Source organism: Streptomyces liliiviolaceus (assembly GCF_018070025.1).
GTDB lineage: Bacteria > Actinomycetota > Actinomycetes > Streptomycetales > Streptomycetaceae > Streptomyces > Streptomyces liliiviolaceus.
In genome coordinates, this window is the sequence record NZ_JAGPYQ010000002.1 from 750,741 (window position 1) to 769,867 (window position 19,127).

The following is a 19,127-nucleotide window of genomic DNA, read 5'->3' on the forward strand; positions in this document are numbered from 1 at the left end:
AGCTGAGCGGGGCGAGCCGGGGGGGGACGGTCGGGGTCAGAGGTGGCGGCGGCGGTCGGCGACCTGCCGCTCGTACGTCGTACGGGCACTGGTCGCGGCCTCGCGGGAGGCGACCTCGGCGACGGGGACGTCCCACCAGGCCTCGGCGCCGGGCGAGGTGGGCGTCGGGTCGGTCTCGACGTACACGCAGGTCGGGCGGTCGGACGCGCGGGCGGTGGCCAGCGCCTCCCGCAGTTCGCCCACCGTCTTGGCGCGCAGCACGTCCATGCCGAGGCTGGCGGCGTTGGCGGCCAGGTCGACCGGCAGCGGGTCGCCGGTGAAGGTGCCGTCCGGGGCGCGGTAGCGGTAGGCGGTGCCGAACCGCTCGGCGCCCACCGCCTCGGAGAGGCCGCCGATGGACGCGTACCCGTGGTTCTGGATGAGCACCAGGTTGACGGGCAGCCCCTCCTGGACGGCCGTGACGATCTCGGTCGGCATCATGAGGTACGTGCCGTCGCCGACCAGGGACCAGACGGGGGTGCCGGGGGCGGCCTGCTGGACGCCGATGCCGGCCGGGATCTCGTAGCCCATGCAGGAGTAGCCGTACTCCAGGTGGTACTGGCGCCGGCTGCGGGCGCGCCAGAGTTTGTGCAGGTCGCCGGGGAGCGAGCCGGCCGCGTTGATCACCACGTCGTCGTCGCCGACCACGGCGTCCAGGGCGCCGAGGACCTGCGTCTGGGTGGGGACCGCGTGCTCGTCGTCGGCCCGGTAGACGGAGTCGACGACCTGCTCCCAGCGCTCCTTGCCCGCGCGGTACTCGGCCTCGTACGCCTCGTCCACGCGGTGTCCGGCGAGCGCCTCGGTGAGGGCTTCCAGACCGGCGCGGGCGTCGGCCACCAGGGTGCGCGCGCTCAGCTTGTGGGCGTCGAAGGCGGCCACGTTGAGGTTGACGAACCGCACGTCCGGCTCCTGGAAGAGCGTGGCGGAGGCGGTGGTGAAGTCCGAGTAGCGGGTGCCGACGCCGATGACCAGGTCGGCGGTGCGGGCCAGGTCGTCGGCGACGGCGGTGCCGGTGTGGCCGATGCCGCCGACGTCCGCCGGGTGGTCGTACCGCAGCGAGCCCTTGCCGGCCTGGGTGGAGGCGACCGGGATGCCGGTGGCCTCGACGAACGCCTTCAGTGCCTGCTCGGCCTCGCTGTGGTGGACGCCGCCGCCCGCGACGAGCAGAGGGCGCCGGGAGCCGCGTACGGCCTGCGCCGCGGCGGCCAGTTCGGCCGGTTCGGGCGCCGGGCGGCGCACGTGCCAGACCCGGTCGGCGAAGAACTCCTCGGGCCAGTCGTACGCCTCGGCCTGCACATCCTGCGGCAGGGCGAGGGTGACGGCGCCGGTGTCGACGGGGTCGGCGAGCACCCGCATCGCGTTGAGGGCGGAGGGGATCAGCGCCTCGGGGCGGTGGACGCGGTCGAAGTAGCGGGAGACCGGGCGCAGGGTGTCGTTGACCGACAGATCGGCCTCGACGGGGTGTTCCAGCTGCTGGAGCAGCGGATCGGCGGCGCGGGTCGCGAAGTAGTCGCCGGGCAGGAGCAGCACGGGCAGGCGGTTGATCGTGGCGAGGGCCGCGCCGGTGACGAGGTTGGTGGCGCCGGGGCCGATGGAGGTGGTGACGGCCTGCGCGGAGAGCCGGTCGAGCTGGCGGGCGTGACCGACGGCGGCGTGCACCATGGCCTGTTCGTTGCGGCCCTGGTGGAAGGGCATGGTGTCCTCGCCGGCCTCCAGGAGCGCCTGGCCGAGGCCTGCCACGTTGCCGTGGCCGAAGATCCCCCAGGTGCCGGCGATCAGCCGGTGCCGTCGGCCGTCGCGTTCGGTGTACTGCGCGGCCAGGAAACGCACCAGTGCCTGGGCGACGGTCAGACGGAGGGTGGAGCGGCTCATCGGGTCCTCACTGGTTCGCGGAGGGGTGGAGAGGGTCAGGGGGTCAGCCGGGGGTCGACCGGCTGATCCGGCCAGGTGTCGCGGATCCAGGCGTGGTCGGGGTGGTCGCAGATCAGCCAGGCCCGGTCGGCGCCGGGGCCCGCCATGACGTTGAGGTAGTACATGTCGTGGCCGGGCGAGGCGATCGAGGGGCCGTGCCAGCCGTCCGGGATCAGGACGACGTCGCCGCCGCGCACCTCGGCGAGCACGTCCGTGCCGCTGCCGTGGCCGGAGGGCGTCACGCGCTGGTAGCCGAGGCCGGGGGTGCCCTCGTGGTCGGCGATCTCGAAGTAGTAGATCTCCTCCAGCTCGGACTCCTCGCCCGGCCGGTTCTCGTCGTGCTTGTGCGGCGGGTACGAGGACCAGTTGCCGCCCGGGGTGATCACCTCGACCGCGATGAGCTTGTCGCACTCGAAGACCCCGGCCGCGCCGAAGTTGTGGACCCTGCGGGAGCAGGTGCCGCTGCCGCGCAGCTCGACGGGCACGGACTCGGCGGGTCCGTAGCGGGCCGGCAGGCGGCGCTCGCAGCGGGCCCCGGTGAGCGCGAACCGGCCACCCTCGTCGGAGGTGAGGGCGGCGGTCGCGTCCCTGGGCACGTACACGAAGTCGCTGACGCCGCTGAACACGTCCGCGCGGCCCCGTACTTCGAACTCGTCCTGGCCGAAGTCGTCGGTGACGGCGACCGTGCAGCCGCCGCCCAGCGAGGTGACGATCCACTCGCTGTCCCCCGCGGTGAACAAGTGCGTTCCGCCGGGCGGCAGTTCGAGGACCCGGAGACCGGAATGGTCCCAGCCCGCGCTCTCGGGCGTCACGTCCACGGCGTACGGCCCGCTCGCGGCCTTGCCCGCGGGCAGGTGGTGTGCGCTGGTCATGAGGTGTGATCCTTCCGGTGTCCGGTCAGAGCGGGTTGGTCTCCGGTCAGAGCAGGCCGACCGCGGTGTCCACCGCGGTCTCCACGTCGCCCTCGGCGGGATAGAGCAGGGAGCGGCCGACGACCAGACCCTGGACGGTGGGCAGCCGCAGGCACTTGCGCCATTTCTCGTACGCGCCCTCCTGGTCCCCGCCGACCTCGCCGCCGAGCAGGACGGCGGGCAGGGTGGACGTCTCCAGGGCCCCGGCCATGTCGTCCGGGTCACTGGTGACGGGCAGTTTCAGCCAGGTGTAGGCGGAGGTGCCGCCGAGGCCGGAGGCGATGGCGATGGAGCGGGTGACGGCCTCGGCGGAGAGGTCGTTGCGGACCCTTCCGTCGACGCGGTGGGAGAGGAACGGCTCGACGAACACGGGCAGTCGGCGTGCGGCCATGTCGTCGATCGCCCGCGCGGTGGACTCCAGCGTGGTCAGCGAGCCGGGGTCGTCGTAGTCGATGCGCAGCAGCAGCTTGCCCGCGTCGAAGTTCAGCCGCTCGATGTCCTCGGCGCGGTGGCCGGTGAAGCGGTCGTCCATCTCGAAGGCGGATCCGGCCAGGCCGCCGCGGTTCATGGAGCCCATGACGACCTTGTCCTCCAGCGCGCCGAGCAGCAGGAGGTCGTCGAGGATGTCGGCGGTGGCGAGCACCCCGTCCACGCCCGGCCGGGACAGCGCGGCGCACAGGCGCTCCAGCAGGTCGGCGCGGTTGGCCATGGCCAGCTTGCGGTCGCCGACTCCGAGCGCACCGCGGGCCGGGTGGTCGGCGGCCACGATCATGAGGCGGCCGCTGTCGCCGACGAGGGGTCGCCTGCTGCGGCGGGCGGCCGCTTCGGCCACGGCCTCGGGGTGCTGGACACGCACCCTGACGAGGTCGGGGATGGTGATGCTCAAGGTCTGGCTCCGTTCGGGGTGGTGCGGGGTCGGCCGCGGCTTCTCAGCCGCGGGCGGTGACGAGTTCCTCGACCTCGGCGGCGGTCGGCATCGCGGAGGAGCAGGCGAGGCGGGAGGCGACGAGGGCGCCGGCCGCGTTGGCGTACCGCATCGTCCTCTCCAGTTCCCAGCCGGCCAGCAGGCCGTGGCAGAGCGAGCCGCCGAACGCGTCGCCCGCGCCGAGGCCGTTGACCACCTCGACGGGTACGGGCGGCACTTCGGCGGTGGTGCCGTCGCGGTGGACGGCGAGGACGCCCTTGGGGCCCTGCTTGACGACGGCCAACTCCACACCGGCTTCGAGGAGGGCGTCGGCGCAGGCCCGCGGTTCGCGGACGCCGGTGGCGATCTCGCACTCGTCGAGGTTGCCGACGGCGACCGTGGCGTGCCGCAGGGCCTCGGTGTAGTACGGGCGGGCCTCGTCAGGGTCCTTCCAGAACATGGGGCGCCAGTCGAGGTCGAAGACGGTGGTGCCGGCCTTGTCGCGGGCCTTGAGGGCGGCGAGGGTGGCCGAGCGGCTGGGCTCCTCGCTCAGCCCGGTGCCGGTGATCCAGAAGATCTTCGCCGCCCGCAGCGCGAAGAAGTCGAGTTCGTCGGTGTGGATCACCAGGTCCGGTGCCTTGGGCTGCCGGTAGAAGTACAGCGGGAAGTCGTCGGGCGGGAAGATCTCACAGAACGTGACCGGTGTCGGGTACTCCTCGACGGGAGTGACCCAGCGGTCGTCGACCCCGAATTCCTTGAGAGCCTGGTGGAGATAGGCTCCGAAGGGATCATCGCCGGTTCGGCTGACGATCGCTGTGGCGCGCCCCAAACGTGCCGCGGCGACCGCCACGTTGGCCGCCGAACCGCCGAGGAACTTGCCGAAGGTCTCGACGCGGGCGAGCGGTACGCCGGTCTGCAGGGGGTAGAGGTCGACCCCGATGCGACCCATGGTGATCAGGTCGAAGGACTCGCTCATACGCGTCGCTCCTCGTGTGGATGCGGTCTTGTGGGGGTGCGGGATACGGGGGACCGGTGTGTCCTAGGTGTAAGACCGGGGGCCGAGCCATGTCAAGACTTTGTACTTACATTCTCACGTCACCGTGAAATGATGTCTTAACAAAGTATTGACAGCGGGGCATATGAGGGACTTACATCCCCTCCCAACAGAACTGCCGAGTTTTAGCTCCCTCTCCCCTGTCGCACAGTGAGGTGCCGGAAAGATGGACCGCACGTCTCGCCCCCGTTCCCGCAGAATCGCCCTCGTCGCCGCGGCCGCCGCGGCGGCCCTGATGGTCACCGGTTGCTCCAGCGACTCGGGTGGCAAGAAGGCCGAGGAGGACTCGGGCAACGCGTCGGCCGGCAAGGCCGACACCCCCCGTATGAAGATCGCGATGATCACGCACGCAGCAGCGGGTGACACCTTCTGGGACCTCGTCCGCAAGGGAGCGGAGACCGCCGCCGCCAAGGACAACGTCGAGCTGGTCTACTCGAACAACCCGGACTCGGCCAAGCAGGCCAACCTCGTCCAGAACGCGATCGACCAGAAGGTCGACGGCATCGCGGTCACCCTCTCCAAGCCCGACGCCATGAAGGACGTCGTGGCCAAGGCCGAGAAGGCCGGCATCCCCGTCGTCGGCCTCAACGGAGGCATCGACGACTGGAAGGAGCAGGGGCTCCTGTCCTACTTCGGCCAGGACGAGTTCGTCGCCGGTGAGGCCTTCGGCGAGAAGCTCAACGCACTCGGCGCCAAGAACAACATCTGCGTCATCCACGAGCAGGGCAGCGTCTCCCTGGAGGCCCGCTGCGCCGGTGTGAAGAAGACGTTCAAGGGCAAGACCACGACCCTCAACGTGAACGGCACGAACATGCCGTCCGTGAAGTCGACGATCAACGCGAAGCTCAAGCAGGACACGTCGATCGACTACGTGGTCACGCTCGGCGCCCCGTTCGCCCTGACCGCCGTGCAGTCCGTGGACGACGCGGGCAGCAAGGCGAAGGTGGCGACCTTCGACCTGAACAAGGAGATGGTCGACGCCGTCAAGGGCGGCGACATCGAGTTCGCGGTCGACCAGCAGCCGTATCTGCAGGGCTACCTGTCGGTGGACTCCCTGTGGCTCTACAAGACCAACGGCAACTTCAGCGGAGGCGGCCAGGAGCCCGTGCTCACCGGCCCGGCGTTCGTCGACAAGGACAACGTGGACGACATAGCCAAGTTCGCCTCGAAGGGTACTCGGTGACACCCATGACCCAGGCAACGGCACCGGCGGCGAGCTCCTCGCCGCCGGCTTCGCCGGCCGCCCCCAAGGACGGCCGGACCTCGGAACGGTCCCTGGCCCGCCGCCTGGCGGCCCGCCCGGAGATCGGCGCACTCATCGCGGCGATCATCGTCTACATCTTCTTCTTCGCGGTCGCCTCCCCCTTCCGTGAGGCGAGCTCGCTGGCCAACGTGCTCTACGAGGCCTCCGTGATGGGCATCATGGCCCTGCCGGTGGCCCTGCTGATGATCGGCGGCGAGTTCGACCTCTCCGCCGGTGTGGCCGTGACCACCGCCGCGCTCACGGCGAGCATGTGGAGCTTCCAGCTCTCCATGAACGTGTGGACCGGCGTCATCGTCGCCCTGGTGGTGGCGCTGGCGATCGGCGCGTTCAACGGCTACATGCTGGTACGCACCGGACTGCCGTCGTTCCTCATCACACTCGGCTCGTTCCTGATCCTCCAGGGCGCCAACCTCGCCATCACGAAGCTCTTCACCGGCAACGTCGCCACCGACTCCATCAGCGACATGGACGGCTTCGACCAGGCCAAGAGCATCTTCGCCTCGGAGATAGGCATCGGCGGGGTCGACGTCAAGATCACCGTCTTCTACTGGCTGGTCCTCGCCGCCCTCGCGACCTGGCTGCTGCTGCGCACCAAGTTCGGCAACTGGATCTTCGCCACCGGCGGCAGCCAGGAGAGCGCCCGCGCGGTCGGCGTGCCCGTCACCTTCACCAAGATCGCCCTGTTCATGGGCGTCGGCGCCGGTGCCTGGTTCGTCGGCATGCACATCCTGTTCTCGTTCAACACCGTCCAGTCCGGCGAGGGCGTGGGCAACGAGTTCCTGTACATCATCGCCGCGGTCATCGGCGGCTGCCTGCTCACCGGCGGCTACGGCTCCGCGATCGGCGCCGTCATCGGCGCGTTCATCTTCGGCATGGTCTCCCAGGGCATCGTCTACGCCAACTGGAACCCCGACTGGTTCAAGGCCTTCCTCGGCGTCATGCTCCTGCTCGCCGCCCTCGTCAATCTGTGGGTCCGCCGCCAGGCAACCCGGAGGTAACCCATGACCGACAACACCACCTCCAGCGACGACGCCACCCCCGTCCAGGACGCACCCAAGGACACCCCCGGGGACGCACAGCCGATCGTGCGGCTGCGCGGGGCCGGCAAGGCGTACGGCAACGTCCGCGCCCTGCACGGCGTGGACCTGGCCGTCCACCCCGGCCAGGTCACCTGCGTGCTGGGCGACAACGGCGCCGGCAAGTCCACGCTGATCAAAATCATCTCCGGGCTGCACCAGCACACCGAGGGCGAGTTCCTCATCGACGGCGAGGCGGTGCACCTGAGCACCCCGCGCGAAGCCCTCGACAAGGGCATCGCCACCGTCTACCAGGACCTGGCCACCGTGCCGCTGATGCCGGTGTGGCGGAACTTCTTCCTCGGCTCCGAACTGACCAAGGGCCCCTGGCCGATCCGCCGCCTGGACATCGCGGCGATGAAGCAGACCGCGGACACCGAACTGCGCGCCATGGGCATCGTCCTGGACGACCTCGAACAGCCGATCGGCACCCTCTCCGGCGGCCAGCGCCAGTCCGTGGCCATCGCCCGCGCCGTCTACTTCGGCGCCCGCGTGCTCATCCTGGACGAGCCCACCGCCGCGCTGGGCGTCAAGCAGTCCGGTGTGGTCCTCAAGTACATCGCCGCCGCCCGCGACCGCGGTCTGGGCGTCATCTTCATCACCCACAACCCGCACCACGCCTACATGGTCGGCGACCACTTCAGCGTCCTGCGGCTGGGCACCATGGAACTCTCCGCGGCCCGCGCGGACGTCACCCTCGAAGAACTCACCAACCACATGGCCGGCGGCGCCGAACTCGCCGCGCTCAAGCACGAGTTGGCGCAGGTACGCGGCGTGGACGTGGCGGGGCTCCCCGAGGAGCAGGACCTCCAGGCCCCCCTCGCGGCGTCGAAGGGGAAGTCCTGATGGCGGGCACGCTCGGGGTGGCCGTCATCGGCACCGGCAGGATGGGGGCCGACCATGTGCGCCGGCTCCACGAGGTGACCAGCGGGGCCCGCGTGGCCGCCGTCGTGGACGTCGACGCGGAACGGGTCAAGCGGATCGCGGACGGCATCGAGGGCTGCTCCGCGCACACCGACCCGGCCGCGGCGATGGCCGCGGACGGCGTCGACGCCGTGCTGATCGCCTCCCCCGGCCCCGCCCACGAGGCGGCCCTGCTCGCCGCGTTCGAGCACGACCTGCCGGTCCTGTGCGAGAAGCCCCTCACGCCGGGCTCCGCCTCGGCGCTGCGCGTCCTGGAGGCCGAGCAGCGGCTCGGGCACCGCAGGGTGCAGGTGGGCTTCATGCGCCGATACGACGCCGAGTACGTGAAGCTCAAGTCGCTGCTGGACACCGGCCAGTTGGGGCGGCCGCTGATGCTGCACAACCGGCACCGCAATGTGGCGACCCCGCCCGGCTTCAGCACCGAGATGCTCATCAACGACTCCGTCGTGCACGAGATGGACATCACCCGCTGGCTGCTCGGCCACGAGATCACCGCGGTCACCGTGCTGAAGCCGACGCCGTCGGGCAACGCGCCCGAGGGGTTGCAGGACCCGCAGCTGGTCCTCTTCGAGACCGCCGGCGGCGCGATCGTGGACGTCGAGATCAACGTCAACTGCGGCTTCGGCTACCAGGTGCAGGCCGAGGTGGTCTGCGAGCGCGGCACGGCCCGGATCGGTGACGGGCACTCCCTGGTCACCAACATGGCGGGCCGCTGGGGCGGCACCATCGCCCAGGACTTCACGGAGCGCTTCGAGGACGCGTACGACCGCCAGATGCAGGCCTGGGTGGACGCCACCCGCCGCGGCGAGATCACCGGGCCCACGGCGTGGGACGGCTACGCCACGGCGGCGGTCTGCGAGGCGGGGGTGCGTGCGCAGCGGGAGGGCGGCCGGGTGGAGGTAGAACTGACGGAACGCCCGTCGTTCTACGCCTGACCCCGAAGGGGGCCGGCCCGAAGGGTTCGGCCCGAAGGGTTCGGCTGCGGGCCGGTGGGGGTGGGCCGCGCAGTTCCCCGCGCCCCTGAACGTGCGGGTCCGGTGGGGGTTGCCCGCGCAGTTCCCCGCGCCCCTCGGGGAGGGGCTGCGCCCCGTCCCACCCAGGGGCCGTCCCACCCAGGGGCGCGGGGAACGGCGCAGGCTTTTGTCTTTTGCTTTTAGGGGCGCGGGGAACTGCGCAATCTTTTGGCTTTGAGCCGCACGGGGAACGCGGCGCTCAGCCCCGCTCCTTCAGGGGCGCGGGGAACTGCGCGGCCAGCCACAGCGCGCCCGCACCCGACGAATCACCCCAACCACCCGCCCCCACCCCGTCAGCTGGCGCGGCGCGCTGCCGCCTCGCGCAGGACCTCCCGCAACCGCCCCGCCTCCCACCCTTCACTCAGCGCGAGACGGACAAGGTCCGCCTGGGACGCCGGGGCCAGCCCGCCGACCGGCGGGTCGGAGTCCAGATTGGTCGGAAAGGGATACCCCTCCGCACTGGCCGCCACGACGGCGTCGAGGAACTCCCGCCCGACCCCCGCCGCGGCCCGAGCGAGCAGCACGGGATAGACCGCGTTCGCCAGAGCCTCCCGGTCGACGCTCTCCATCGCCCGCCCGAACGCGGAGGACACCTGCAGCAGATTGGCCATCCGCCGGATGTCCGCCGACGTGTTGTGCCCGGCGGCATGGAAGAGCGCGGGGTTGAAGAACACCGCGTCCCCCGCGGCGAGCGGCAGTTGCACGTGGTGCGCCTCGAAGTACTCGTGGAACTGAGGCAGCCGCCAGGCCAGATACCCGGGCTCGTACTTCTGCGAGTGCGGCAGATACATCGTCGGACCGGACTCGACGGGCATGTCGCAGTGGGCGACCGCCCCTTGCAGCGTCAGCACCGGCGACAGGCGGTGCACGTGCGCCGGATACTCGGCGGCGACCTCGTTGCTCAGGAACCCGAGGTGGTAGTCGCGGTGCACGGTCTGCGCCGCGCCGCCCGGGTTCACGACGTTGACCTGTGAGGTGACCTGGTAGCCGGGGCCGAGCCAGGCCAGGGAGACCAGGGCGAGGATGTCGTTGGCGTAGTAGTCGACGAACGCCTCGGGGTCCAGCAGGGCCGCCTTCTCCAGCGCGTTCCAGACCCGGTCGTTCGCGCCCGGCTTCGCGAAGTGGTCGCCCGCGACGGCCCCCGAGGCGCGCTGTTCGGCGATCAGCGCGTCGAAGGCCCCGGTCGCCCGGTCGAGGACCCCGCGGTCGGGGAAGGCGCCCTTGAACACCGCGATGCCGGGCCCGTCGGCGAGCGCCCGGACCAGCTCCGCCTGTACGTTCCGCCGGCCCTCGGGTGTCCGCACCTCGGCGCGCAGGCTCTCGCTGTCGTACAGCAGGACGTTCCGCTCGACGGTGTCGGCGTACGGGTAGTCGGCCGGGTCGGTGTCCCGTTCGACCAGTTCACGGAATCCGTCGAGGTCGCAGTCGTCCACGGACAGCCAGGTACGGGGTCCTGAAAGGGTGCTGGACATCGTCGTCCTTTCGGGGTGGTCCTTGCGGAGATCGCGGCGAACCGTTCGGTGTCGCGGCGACGCTTCGAAGTCATTCTCACGACGCCGCACCCCTCAAGCAATCGTCACCGAGCCATCAAAAACCCCTCAGCGAAACGTCGTCAGCCGTTGGGGCGCAGCGTCCAAACGACGGTCATCTCGCCGGTGACGGCGCCGTCCTCGCGCCGGATGGCGACGGCGACCGGGAACTCCGGGCGCAAGCCGGCGTCGAGTTCGGCGACGACGTCGGCGGCGGGCCGCCCCAGGGTGGCGGTGGCCGTGACCGGGCCCCTGGCCAGCTTCTTGAACGCGATCTCGGCGGTCACGGGCAGCGGCACGGCCCGCGCGAGCTGGTCCCCGAAGGCGGCCAGCACGACCGCCCCGCTCGCCGACTCCCCCAGGGTGAACATCGCGCCGGCATGGGGTCCGCCCACGTGATTGTGGTACTCGCTCTGGTCGGGCAGCGCGAGCACGGCCCGGTCGGCAGTGGTTTCGAGGTACTCCAGTTTCAGGGTCCGGACCATCGGCACGGTGGCGGCGAGCATCTCGCCGATAGACATCTGATCTGCGCTCATGGCCGCACGTTACCCGTGAGTAGAGAATCTTGAACAGGCTCCCGGACGGGATCTCGAACACACCGCGCCCCCACCCTCACGGATGATCCGGTACGAGCCTGATGAGGGGCAGTGACCCAACCGTGTCCGGTGCGGCACTAGGGTTACTGGCCATGTGGCCAGGAAATCAGCCGCCCGGGGGCGAGCAGAACCCGCAGGACCAGAACCAGAACCCGTACCAGCAGCCGGGGTACCAGCAGCCGAATCCGTATCAGCAGCCCGGATATCAGCAGCCCGGTTACCAGACCGGACCCCAGCCGCAGAACCCGTACACGCAGCCGGGGCAGCCCGGCTGGACCGCGCCCGGCGCGCCGCAGCCCCCCGAGGGCGGCGGTAAGAACCGGACGAAGATCGTCGCGATCGTGGCCGCCGCGGCCGTCGTCGTCGCGGCCGGTGTCACGGGCGTGCTGGTCCTGGGCGGCGACAAGGACGACGAGGCCGGTGGCGACAAGGACGGCAAGGCGAAGCCGCCGTCGTCGAGCGCGGCCAAGGACCCGAGCGGGTCCCCGTCCGCCGAGGAGGACAACCCGCGCGGCACGGACGCCGAGAAGCCGACGGTCGCGGGTTGGAAGGTCGTCATCAACCCGCGCTTCGGCACGATGTTCGACGTGCCCGCCGAGTGGGAGATCGAGAGCACCGACACGAGCGTCGGCTTCGAGTGGGAGGAGAAGGGCAAGACCGACCGCACCACGGTCACCGCCCCCGCCTACCTCAAGTCCAAGTGGTGCACCAGCGACAGCGACAAGGACGGCCGCGAGGAGGACACGGCGCTGGTCACCGCCGGAACGCGCGGCGAGAACGGCGCCAAGGACTCGGCCGAGGCGGCCGAGACCCGCGTACCGTGGTGGATCTTCGGTGGCTACACGCAGCCCGACAAGAAGAGCGTGAAGTGGGACAAGGCGAAGGACTACACGACGAAGTCGGGTCTCAAGGGCAGCGTCGCCAACGCGCACTCCAGCAACACCCCGCAGAACGGGAAGTGTGACAGCGAGGGCAAGGCCATCACCTTCGCGTTCAAGAACGGCGCGGGCGACTACGTCACCTGGAACCTGTTCGGCGCCCAGGGTGTCGACGACGAGATCCCCGACGCGACCGTCCAGAAGATCCTGAGCACGGTCCGGCTGACCAAGGACGCCCCGACGGACGGCTGAGGCCCCGGCGGGGCGAAGCGTAACGCGGCGCGAACCGGCACGGATCAGGCCGACAATCAGTTTGGCAAGTCGGCCCGTCGGCGGAGATAGTCGCCAGGTGAAGCCCGCCGCCGACTCCTCCGCCAGACTGCACCGCCCGTCCTGGGCGGGCCGCAACTACACCCTGCTGACCGCCGCCGCGGTCGTGACGAACCTGGGCAGCCAGGGTGCGTTGATCGCGGCGGCGTTCGCCGTCCTGGACGAGGGCGGCGACGGCGGCGACGTGGGTCTGGTGGCGGCGGCCCGCACCCTGCCCCTCGTCCTGTTCCTGCTGATCGGCGGCGCCGTCGCGGACCGGCTGCCCCGGCACCGCGTGATGGTCGCGGCCAACACCCTCAACTGCCTCTCCCAGGCCGCCTTCGCGGCCCTCGTGCTCGCCGGTGAGCCGCAGCTGTGGCAGATGATGCTCCTCACCGCGCTCGGCGGCACTGGCCAGGCGTTCTTCGCGCCGGCCGCCGAGGGCATGCTGCTCTCCTCCGTCAGCGGCAAGCAGGCCAACCGCGCCTTCGCCGTGTTCCGCCTCGCGATGCACGGGGCCGGTCTCGGCGGGGCCGCGCTCGGCGGTGTGATGGTCGCGCTGGTCGGACCGGGTTGGGTGCTCGCCGTGGACGCGCTGGCCTTCGCGGTCGCGGGCGCCCTGCGGGCCTTCCTCGACGTCGGCCACATACCGCCCCGGGTGCCGGGCACCGGTCTGCTCACCGACCTCCGCGACGGCTGGCGGGAGGTCGTCGGACGGCCCTGGCTGTGGGCGATCGTCGCGCAGTTCTCGGTCGTGGTCGCCGTCGTCGGCGCCGCCGAGGCGGTGTACGGCCCCCTGGTCGCCCGGGACAGCCTCGGGGGCGCGGGGCCCTGGGGCCTGGCCCTCGCCGCGTTCGGCGCGGGCACGGTCGGGGGCGCGCTGCTGATGATGCGCTGGAAACCCCGCAGGCTGCTCCTGGCCGGCACGCTGTGCGTGTTCCCGCTCGCCCTGCCGTCCGCCGCGCTCGCCGTCCCGGCCCCGGTCGGCGTCCTGTGCGCGGTGATGTTCGTGACCGGTGTCGCCATCGAGGTGTTCGGCGTCTCCTGGATGACCGCGCTGCACCAGGAGATCCCGGAGGACAAGCTCTCCCGCGTCTCGGCGTACGACTGGTTCGGCTCGATCGCCATGGTCCCGCTCGCCACCGCCCTCGCGGGCCCGGCCGAGTCGCTCTTCGGACGTCCGGCGGCCCTGTGGGGCTGCGCGGCCCTGGTCGTCGTGGTGACGGCGGCGGTCCTGTTCGTACCCGACGTACGCAATCTGACGCGGCGCACGAAGGAAGTGACGCAGGGCATGCCGGCGAGGACCGAGCGGGCGAGCCCGGCGCACTCCGAGAACTGAGCGAGTCACGCCCCGTCCGCCGATGAGACCGCTCAGCCGATGCTGAACGCCCCGGACGGCGGCTCCGGCGACGGCACCGCGTCCTCGTCCCGTACGGGCTTCGCGTCCCCGATGAAGACCCGCAGCGTGTCCCCGTGTTCGACGCGTGCCGGAAAGGCGTCGGAGGCCGTACGGCGCATGAGGGCGCCGGTGTCGAGCGGCCGGTGCGAGGCGACGAGCACCGCGTTCCCGAAGCGCCGGCCGCGCAGCACTCCCGGCTCGGCGATCAGCGCCAGTTCCTCGAACACCGTGGAGAACGTGGCGAGCTGGGAGCGCAGGAAGGCGAAGGGCGAGGCGTCGGCGAGGTTGGCCAGGTACACGCCGTCGCCCCGCAGGACGCGTACCGTCTCCCGCGCGTACGCCACCGAGGTCAGGTGCGCCGGGACCCGGGAGCCGCCGAAGACGTCGGCGATCAGGACGTCGGCCGAGTCGGCCGGGGCGTTTTCGAGCCAGGCGCGGGCGTCCGCGCCGTGCAGGGCGATGCCGGCGTCCTCGGGGACGGGCAGTTGCTCGACGACGAGGTCCAGGAGCCCGCGGTCGGCCTCCACCACGTCCTGCCGGGACCCCGGCCGGGTCGCGGCGAGATAGCGGGGCAGGGTGAGCGCGCCGCCGCCGAGGTGCAGCGCGTCCAGCGGGAGACCCGGCCGCGCGACCGTGTCGAGGACGTGCCCGAGCCGTCGCGCGTACTCGAACTCCAGATAGGTCGGCTCGTCGAGGTCGACGTACGACTGGGGCGCCCCGTCGACCGTCAGCAGCCAGGCCCGCTCGCGGTCGATGTCCGGCATCAGCTTGGCGGTCCCGTGATCCACGGTCCTGGTCACGGGTATCGGCTCGTCCACGCCCCCATTGTGCCGGTGCCGCGCGGGTGCCCGCCCGCCTTCCGCACGGAAGGGTCCGTACGGAAGGCGGGCGCCTGCCCGGCCGCGAACCGGCGCCGCCGGTTCAGCCGACGGCGGTCACCGTGCCGGCGCCGACCGTGCGGCCGCCCTCACGGATCGCGAAGCCGAGGCCCGGCTCCAACGGCACGTCACGCCCCAGCTCGACGGTCATGGTGACGGTGTCGCCGGGCCGCGCGACCGCGCCCGCACCGAGGTCGACGTCGCCGACGACGTCCGCGGTGCGGATGTAGAACTGCGGCCGGTAGCCGGTGGCCACCGGCGTCGTCCGCCCGCCCTCGCCCGCCGACAGGACGTACACCTGCGCGGAGAAGCGACGGCTGGGGACGACGCTGCCCGGCGCCGCGACGATGTGTCCGCGGCGCACGGCGTCGCGTGGGACGCCGCGCAGCAGCAACGCCACGCTGTCACCGGCCTGCGCCTCCTCCATGGGCTTGCCGAACGTCTCCAGGCCGGTGACCACCGTGTCCACGGCGGCGCCGAGCACTTCGACGCGGTCGCCCACCCGGATCGTGCCGCGCTCGACGGCCCCCGTGACGACCGTGCCGCGGCCGGTGATGGTGAGCACGTTCTCCACCGGCAACAGGAACGGCGCGTCCACGTACCGCTCGGGCATGGGCACGTACGTGTCCACGGCGTCCAGCAGCGCGCCGATCGCCTCGGTCCACCGGGGGTCGCCCTCCAGCGCCCGGAGTCCGGAGACCCGTACGACCGGTACGGAGTCGCCCCCGTAGCCGTGCGAGGTCAGCAGCTCGCGGACCTCCAGCTCCACGAGGTCGGTCAGCTCCTCGTCGCCCGCGTCCGCCTTGTTGAGGGCGACGACGATGTGGTCGACGCCCACCTGCCGGGCTAGCAGCACGTGTTCGGCGGTCTGGGGCATGATCCCGTCGAGCGCGGAGACCACGAGGATCGCCCCGTCGAGCTGGGCGGCGCCCGTGACCATGTTCTTGACGTAGTCGGCGTGGCCCGGCATGTCCACGTGCGCGTAGTGGCGGGTGTCGGTCTCGTACTCGACGTGCGCGATGTTGATGGTGATGCCGCGCGCGGCCTCCTCCGGCGCCCGGTCGATCCGGTCGAACGGTACGTAGGTGCCGGAGCCGCGCTCGGCGAGGACCTTGGTGATGGCGGCGGTCAGGGTGGTCTTGCCGTGGTCGACATGACCCATGGTGCCGATGTTCAGATGCGGTTTGGTGCGCACGTAAGCCGTCTTGGGCATGGCAGAACCTCGAAGCCTCTTCGGTGTCAGCTGAGCTGAGCGATGGCCCCGGCGTCGATACGGCCGGGACGGGGACCCCGAGGTCCTGCCGACCCTCCCCCTGCGGGGTCCGCCGGACAATCCGGGAAGGGTCAGCTTCGGGTGCCTGCTGCGGCGGCCACGGTGTTCGGGACGGCAGCCTTCAGAGCATCCGCGACCGCGGATGCTGTGTGAGGGAAGGCGTACCGGAACATGAGGCGATCATCGCCGACGGGGCGGGCCGCGTCGAATGGTTTTCCGTGCCCTCGATCGTGCCCTCCGGCCCGCCGTCCGATGCCCGTCGTCCGATGCCCGCCGTCCGGTCAGGCGCCGATGTTCTTCAGCGCCTCGCGCACGGACAGCGGCGAGAGCCGGTCCCGCTCACGGGCGACGAAGTCCCGTACGGCGTCCGGATCCGTCTTGGCGTACTCGCGCAGACTCCAGCCGATCGCCTTGCGGATGAAGAAGTCGGGATGCCCGGAACGGCGGACGCAGTAGGAGAAGAGGCGTTCCGCGTCCGTGGACTCCTTGTACCGGAGCTGGTGGAGGAGAGCGGTACGGGCGACCCACAGGTCGTCGTCCCCGATCCACTCGTCCATGTCCGCCCGCAGCTTCGGGTCGGCCGCGACGAGACCGCCGACCACATGGGCGGCGAGCAGGTCGACGGTGTCCCACCAAGGGACCGTGGAGACGAGATGACGGGCCACGGGCAGGAATCCGGACGAGAGACGCCTCACATGCCGGCGCAGGTAGTCGACGGCGAAGTACTGGTACTCGCGCTCCGGCAGCCGCCAGCAGCGCAACGCCACCGCCGTGCAGTCGGCCTCGTCCGGCACGGGAGTTCCCCGCAGCACCGTGCGGGAGAGCGCGCGGCGATCAGGCGTGGTCAGACCGAGGAAAGGGGCGATGTCCTTCATGTACGCGCCCGCCGTGACGGCCCGTTCCGGATCGGCCGCGGCGGGGTAGGAGACGGTCAGCCGCGCCAGCAAGGTGTCCGCGAGGACGCTGTGCGGCGGCCCCGAACGGCCATCCGACGTTCCGGAAGCTGTGACGCCCATGAGACGAACCATACGGCGAACACACACATGGGTCGGTTAGTGTCACCGGATGCTCGATGCCACCACCCGCTCTGGGGGCACCGCCACGGTCAGTCCCCCGCTCCCCGCAACGGAACTCGTCCCCGTCGAGTTCACCGCCGCGCCGACAGGCCTGGCCGCCCGCGTCACGAGAGCCCTGTTCTCGCCGTGGGCCCGCCTCTCCCTGCTGGTCGCGCTGCTGCTGTCGGCCGCCGGGACGGTGCTGCTGTTCGAGCCACAGAGACTCCTCGCCGACGGCTGGCCGCCCCAGCTGACCGGCGCCGCCGCGGCCCTGGTCTTCGCGGTCGCGTACGGGCTGTGCACGGTGGCGTTCGTGCCCAGGCCGATCCTCAACCTCGGAGCGGGTGCCCTCTTCGGCTCCCAGCTGGGGCTCGGGGCCGCGCTCGCCGGTACGGTCCTGGGGGCCGGGATAGCCTTCGGACTCGGCCGGATGCTCGGGCAGGACGCGCTGCGGCCCCTGCTGCGCGGTCGCTGGCTGAAGGCCGCGGACGGGCAGCTCAGCCGGCACGGGTTCCGCTCGATGATGGCCGCGCGACTGTTCCCCGGGGTGCCGTTCTGGGCCGCGAACTACTGCGCGTCCGTGTCCCGGATGGGCTGGTTCCCCTTCCTCCTCGCGACGGGCCTGGGCTCGATCCCCAACACCGCGGCGTACGCGGTCGCGGGGGCGCGTGCCTCCGCGCCGACGTCCCCCGCGTTCCTGATCGCGATGGCCTTCATCGCGCTGCCGGCACTGGCGGGAGCGATTGTGGCCTGGCGCAAGCGGCATCATTTGCGGGCGCGCTGAATCGGGGGGCCCGGGCGACGTCGTCGGGTGCGGGTTGTCTGTGGCTGGCCGCGCAGTTCCCCGCGCCCCCAAAAGATGAAAAGCAGGGGCGCAGCCCCGTTTTTCAGGGGCGCGGGGAACTGCGCGACAAGCCCCCACCGGCCCGCACCCGACGTGTCACCCCAACCCCTCCAACACCATCGCGTTGGCGAGGCCACCCGCCTCGCACATGGTCTGGAGCGCGAACCGAGCCCCCCGCTCCCGCATCGCATGCACGAGCGTGGTCGTCAACCGCGTCCCGCTCGCCCCGAGCGGATGTCCGATCGCGATCGCCCCGCCATGGACGTTGACCTTGGAGAGGTCGGCCCCCGTCTCCTGCCGCCAGGCGAGGACGACACTGGAGAAGGCCTCGTTGACCTCGAAGAGGTCGATGTCGTCCAGGGCCAGTGAGGCCTTGCGCAGCACCTTCTCGGTGGCGGGCACCACCCCCGTGAGCATCAGCAGCGGATCGGACCCCGTGACCGCGAAGCTGTGCAGCCTGGCCAGCGGCCGGAGGCCGAGGCGGGCCGCGGTCTCGCTGGACGTGATGAGCACCGCCGAGGCCCCGTCGTTGACCGGGCTGGCGTTGCCCGCGGTGACGTTCCAGTCGATCTGCGGGAACCGCTCCCCGAAGGCCGGGTCGTAGTAGGCCGGCTTGAGCCCGGCGAGCACCTCCACCGAGCTGCCGGGCCGTACGCACTCGTCGCGCGTCACCCCGTCCAGGGGCGCGACCTCGGCGTCGAACAGCCCGCCCTCCCACGCCGCCGCGGCCCTGCGGTGCGACTCCACCGCGAAGGCGTCCATCTGCTCGCGGGAGAGCGACCACTTGGCCGCGATCAGCTCGGCGCTGATGCCCTGCGGGACGAGGCCCTCGGGATACCGCGCGGCGACCCCGGGGCCGAAGGGGTCCTTGCCCTCCGGCACGTTCGACCACATCGACACCCGGCTCATCGACTCCACCCCGCAGGCCACGACGAGGTCGTACGCCCCGGAGATGACGCCCTGAGCCGCGAAGTGCACGGCCTGCTGGGAGGAGCCGCACTGGCGGTCCACGGTCGTGGCGGGCACCGACTCGGGGAAGCCTGCGGACAGGGCGGCGTACCGGGTGGTGTTCATGGCCTGCTCACCGACCTGGTCGACGGTTCCGCCGATCACGTCGTCGATGAGGGCGGGGTCGACACCGGACCGTTCGACGAGCGTACGGAGGGTGTGGGCGAGGAGTTCGACGGGATGGACGTGGGCGAGCGAACCGTTCGGCCTGCCCTTGCCGATCGGGGTGCGTACGGCTTCGACGACGACTGCGTCACGCATG

Annotated in this window: 17 protein-coding genes; 7 read left to right on the top strand and 10 right to left on the bottom strand. The window is 71.3% G+C overall.

The features are described from left to right. Positions 1–36: 36 nt before the first annotated feature. Genes iolD through iolC form a run of 4 tightly spaced genes read right to left on the bottom strand, consistent with a single transcriptional unit; the run spans position 37 to position 4,741 of the window. The gene (gene iolD / locus J8N05_RS38650; protein WP_210891523.1) at positions 37–1,911 is read right to left on the bottom strand and encodes a 3D-(3,5/4)-trihydroxycyclohexane-1,2-dione acylhydrolase (decyclizing); all 1,875 of its coding nucleotides are present in this window, start codon (positions 1,909–1,911) and stop codon (positions 37–39) included. Between the two features lie 35 nt (positions 1,912–1,946). Then, positions 1,947–2,822, bottom strand: coding sequence for a 5-deoxy-glucuronate isomerase (iolB, locus tag J8N05_RS38655; protein WP_210891525.1), 876 nt, complete (start codon positions 2,820–2,822; stop codon positions 1,947–1,949). 46 nt (positions 2,823–2,868) lie between these two features. Next, entirely contained in the window at positions 2,869–3,747 is an 879-nt protein-coding gene (locus J8N05_RS38660; protein WP_210891528.1) for a Cgl0159 family (beta/alpha)8-fold protein, read from the bottom strand. A gap of 43 nt (positions 3,748–3,790) precedes the next feature. Beyond that, positions 3,791–4,741 (bottom strand): 5-dehydro-2-deoxygluconokinase, encoded by a 951-nt coding sequence (gene iolC / locus J8N05_RS38665; RefSeq protein WP_210891529.1) that lies wholly within the window; start codon positions 4,739–4,741, stop codon positions 3,791–3,793. A gap of 244 nt (positions 4,742–4,985) precedes the next feature. Between iolC and J8N05_RS38670 the strand changes: the two genes are divergently transcribed. The 4 genes from J8N05_RS38670 to J8N05_RS38685 are packed head-to-tail and all read left to right on the top strand — an operon-like array spanning position 4,986 to position 9,018. Further along, the gene (locus J8N05_RS38670) at positions 4,986–6,002 is read left to right on the top strand and encodes a sugar ABC transporter substrate-binding protein (protein ID WP_210891531.1); all 1,017 of its coding nucleotides are present in this window, start codon (positions 4,986–4,988) and stop codon (positions 6,000–6,002) included. A 5-nt stretch (positions 6,003–6,007) separates the two neighbouring features. Continuing rightward, on the top strand, positions 6,008–7,081 hold the full coding sequence (locus tag J8N05_RS38675) for an ABC transporter permease (RefSeq protein WP_210891533.1): 1,074 nt from the start codon (positions 6,008–6,010) through the stop codon (positions 7,079–7,081). Between the two features lie 3 nt (positions 7,082–7,084). Beyond that, entirely contained in the window at positions 7,085–8,005 is a 921-nt protein-coding gene (locus J8N05_RS38680; protein ID WP_210891535.1) for an ATP-binding cassette domain-containing protein, read from the top strand. Beyond that, the gene (locus J8N05_RS38685; RefSeq protein ID WP_210891537.1) at positions 8,005–9,018 is read left to right on the top strand and encodes a Gfo/Idh/MocA family protein; all 1,014 of its coding nucleotides are present in this window, start codon (positions 8,005–8,007) and stop codon (positions 9,016–9,018) included. Before J8N05_RS38680 ends, J8N05_RS38685 begins: the two co-directional genes overlap by 1 nt. 371 nt (positions 9,019–9,389) lie before the next feature. Here the strand turns inward: J8N05_RS38685 and J8N05_RS38690 are convergent, their stop codons facing one another. Together J8N05_RS38690 and J8N05_RS38695 are read right to left on the bottom strand one after the other, a co-directional pair. Continuing rightward, complete coding sequence (locus J8N05_RS38690) at positions 9,390–10,568, bottom strand: phytanoyl-CoA dioxygenase family protein (protein ID WP_210891539.1); 1,179 nt, start codon at positions 10,566–10,568, stop codon at positions 9,390–9,392. 140 nt (positions 10,569–10,708) lie between these two features. After that, positions 10,709–11,146 (bottom strand): DUF4442 domain-containing protein, encoded by a 438-nt coding sequence (locus J8N05_RS38695; protein WP_210894123.1) that lies wholly within the window; start codon positions 11,144–11,146, stop codon positions 10,709–10,711. A gap of 167 nt (positions 11,147–11,313) precedes the next feature. Between J8N05_RS38695 and J8N05_RS38700 the strand changes: the two genes are divergently transcribed. Together J8N05_RS38700 and J8N05_RS38705 are read left to right on the top strand one after the other, a co-directional pair. Further along, positions 11,314–12,351: a hypothetical protein gene (locus J8N05_RS38700; RefSeq protein ID WP_210891541.1), complete on the top strand. Its 1,038-nt coding sequence runs from the start codon at positions 11,314–11,316 to the stop codon at positions 12,349–12,351. 97 nt (positions 12,352–12,448) lie between these two features. Further along, the gene (locus J8N05_RS38705; protein ID WP_247706872.1) at positions 12,449–13,747 is read left to right on the top strand and encodes an MFS transporter; all 1,299 of its coding nucleotides are present in this window, start codon (positions 12,449–12,451) and stop codon (positions 13,745–13,747) included. Between the two features lie 32 nt (positions 13,748–13,779). Here the strand turns inward: J8N05_RS38705 and J8N05_RS38710 are convergent, their stop codons facing one another. From J8N05_RS38710 to J8N05_RS38720, 3 genes are all read right to left on the bottom strand, one after another. Further along, a complete protein-coding gene (locus J8N05_RS38710) occupies positions 13,780–14,625 on the bottom strand; it encodes a spermidine synthase (RefSeq protein WP_210891544.1) in 846 nt (281 codons plus the stop codon). A 103-nt stretch (positions 14,626–14,728) separates the two neighbouring features. Further along, the gene (gene tuf / locus J8N05_RS38715; RefSeq protein ID WP_210891546.1) at positions 14,729–15,898 is read right to left on the bottom strand and encodes an elongation factor Tu; all 1,170 of its coding nucleotides are present in this window, start codon (positions 15,896–15,898) and stop codon (positions 14,729–14,731) included. Between the two features lie 341 nt (positions 15,899–16,239). Further along, positions 16,240–16,974, bottom strand: a complete 735-nt coding sequence (locus tag J8N05_RS38720; protein WP_210891549.1) for a DNA alkylation repair protein — start codon at positions 16,972–16,974, stop codon at positions 16,240–16,242. A gap of 49 nt (positions 16,975–17,023) precedes the next feature. On the opposite strand from J8N05_RS38720, the gene J8N05_RS38725 reads away from it, so the two are divergent. Continuing rightward, positions 17,024–17,797 carry a TVP38/TMEM64 family protein gene (locus tag J8N05_RS38725; protein ID WP_210891550.1) on the top strand — a complete coding sequence of 258 codons (774 nt, stop codon included), beginning with the start codon at positions 17,024–17,026 and terminating at the stop codon, positions 17,795–17,797. A gap of 156 nt (positions 17,798–17,953) precedes the next feature. On the opposite strand, the gene J8N05_RS38730 is transcribed toward J8N05_RS38725, so the two are convergent. Then, positions 17,954–19,126 (bottom strand): thiolase family protein, encoded by a 1,173-nt coding sequence (locus J8N05_RS38730; protein ID WP_210891551.1) that lies wholly within the window; start codon positions 19,124–19,126, stop codon positions 17,954–17,956. Position 19,127: the final 1 nt, after the last annotated feature.